Here is a 2,448-nt window from a genome sequence, read left to right as displayed (position 1 = left end):
GTACTCCTGGATTTGTAAATAGCCTTTATCGGTTTTGATGGCCATTCCCGATCGACATCATAACTGGTCTGAAAAAGGTCATAAGCTTCGATTAGTCGTTTCAGGGTGTCATCCTCGCTCCCATCGTTGACAACCATGATATCATAATTCCCGTAGCGAAGCGCAAGGAGGGATCGCACATTCTCCACAATGGTCAGCGATTCGTTATAGGCCGGAGCAATAATTGTAATGCTAGGAGCCAAAGGGGTGTCCAGAAGGTTACTGAGATCCCCAATACTGTGCTTTTTCCTGTAGTGGAGCGAACTCCTCGAAGACAGGTAACCAATGGTGGTGAAGAGGGTAAACAGCACCAGTGCAAACACCAGAAATACGATGTTGATATACTCAACTGACATTTGGAAAAGATCCTTAAACATCGGTATCGTTTTTTGTTCCTTTTAGATAATTCAGAAACCGGTTATATCCGTTTTCGGATTCAGGGTGCAGGTCCCTTCCCGATTGCCCTTTTTCCTGGATTTTAAAATCCTGATCGGGTGAGAAGTTCAAATCCTCTATTTCAGAGGGCTCATCCCCCGGATCCGTACCGTTGCGTTTTTCTTCTTCTGCTGAAGGAGTCCAAATAGCAGAAGTTTCCATTTTTTCGTCAGGACCTGGATCTATATTGAGTTTTTTGGTCAGCAGGGCGTGTTCCTTTCGGGCTCCGACTCGAATCCTGTGATCGGGATCCTCGAACAAACCCTTTAGGAATGCGAGCTCTTTTTTTCCGCCAACCGCGTGGATTTGATCCAAAAGGATGAGCTTGGACTCTGTATCATAGGACCTGAAGAATTCGTGAAAAATAGAAAAGCAACTTAATTCCGTTGTCCCCTGAGTTATCCCGGAGTGTTCTCCGGGACTTTCCGCTGCCAAATGGATATCCTCAGAATCCACCTCAAACTCGGGGAAAAGCAAATTGGCGAAGTCAGCCTCTTCAAAGGCCTCGTCCTCTTTTTGTTCAGGAGGGGGACCACCTCCCGTACCCGGAATGAACTCGGTTTCAAGGACTCTTTCCGTCTCCCGTAGTTCCTGCAACAGGATTTCCCTTAAAATACCCGCATACCCGGTAGCTCCGGACAATAACTCTACCTCTACTTCGAGCTCCCGGACCCATTCCGGCAGATTTTGGCTTGCAATCTTCCCAGGGGTATTCTGAGCGATGTTCGTGACCCAGGGTAAAAATTCAGATGAGCCCTGCTTTGGGGTATCCTGTACTGGTTCCGAATTGAGAATATCGAGCAATTCTTCAATGATACAATCTCCAAAGACCTGTTCGTGCTCCTCCGTCCAGGCTTCAAAGGCCAAATCCACTGGAGTTTCTATTAAAAACCCTTCGAGATCTTCCTCCGCAGGACTTTTTGCATCACCAGTATTATGTGGCCTGAGAGCTGTTGTGAAATCAGGTCTCAACGTATGCAACAGTACGGTTTCGGACGAGAAAAGATCATCTGTGATGTTTGCTTCCCTGGGGTCTTCCTCAGGCAAGTTCGATATGTTCTTTGCACTATTGTCGGAGGTTTCTGGCGCCCAAAGTTCCAATTCGCCCTGAATGCCCATTTCGGTCAGACCAACCACTGGTTGCAATGCATTGACTGCCAATCGTGCCTTGGAACGCACCAAAAAGGAGGCATCGGCACGGGCCTGCTGATCCAACCAGGAAATATCTTCAGTATTTCCAATAGCCTGAAGGGCATGGAGAATATGAATTTTCAGTTCACTGGAAGCTTTTTTGTAAATTGACCGAAGTGACCAACGCGCCGGGTCATATTGAAAGTCCCCTATACACTCCACGGCGGCAACCTGAATACGTTCAGATTTATGGTTGAGAAACATCAGTAAGGCTTGCTGTGCATCCATCTGCCTGAAAACCCGAATAAGTCTCAAAGCAAACAAGACTACCTCCTGATTTTCAGACACGAGCCAATCCCTGAAACTCGGTACTGTAAATTCCGAGTTAGAGGTTAGGATTTCCAAGATTTTCACTTGTTGCCATTGCGATATGGGATAACGGGCCGTATCGAGGAAGAATTGAATTCCTTCCTCTTTCAGTTGAACCGTAGCCAGTTGGGCCTGTTTTCGAACGACGCTGTTCTTGCTGTTAATATGCGCTTTGATGGCATCATAGGCCTGACTGACCTGCATCTCAGTCAGTTCCGAAATCGCTCTTGAGACCGTATCCCATTTGCGACTCTCCAGTTGCTGCAAAGCCCTGTCATGCAATCCGAAATACTGGTATAAGGCCGAAATCTGCTTTCGGGTCTCAGGAAGTCCATCCCGCTGAACCTCCAACATAATCTCGGTGATTACCTTCCGATCCAAAGGATTGTTGAGGAAATTTCGAATTTCCATTTTCGTCCAGAGTAAATCAGCCTCATTTTCCTTTGTGGATTCCACCTGCTGAAGCAGATAATT

General features: G+C 46.9%; 2 protein-coding genes. Both read right to left on the bottom strand.

The window, feature by feature from the left end; translation table 11 throughout:
- Positions 1 to 416, bottom strand: a 416-nt coding sequence (locus tag WBV75_RS12380; protein WP_424120899.1) for a glycosyltransferase family 2 protein, incomplete at its 3' end; no start/stop codon positions are given.
- Positions 409 to 2,448: HEAT repeat domain-containing protein (locus tag WBV75_RS12375; protein WP_424120898.1), on the bottom strand; the 2,040-nt coding region annotated here is incomplete at its 5' end. The genes WBV75_RS12375 and WBV75_RS12380, both read right to left, overlap by 8 nt.

Origin of the sequence: Robiginitalea sp., from assembly GCF_049588695.1 — a bacterium.
Classification (GTDB): Bacteria; Bacteroidota; Bacteroidia; order Flavobacteriales; family Flavobacteriaceae; genus Robiginitalea.
Note: the sequence above shows the minus strand (reverse complement) of the source record. Positions and strands in the feature narration are given on the sequence as shown.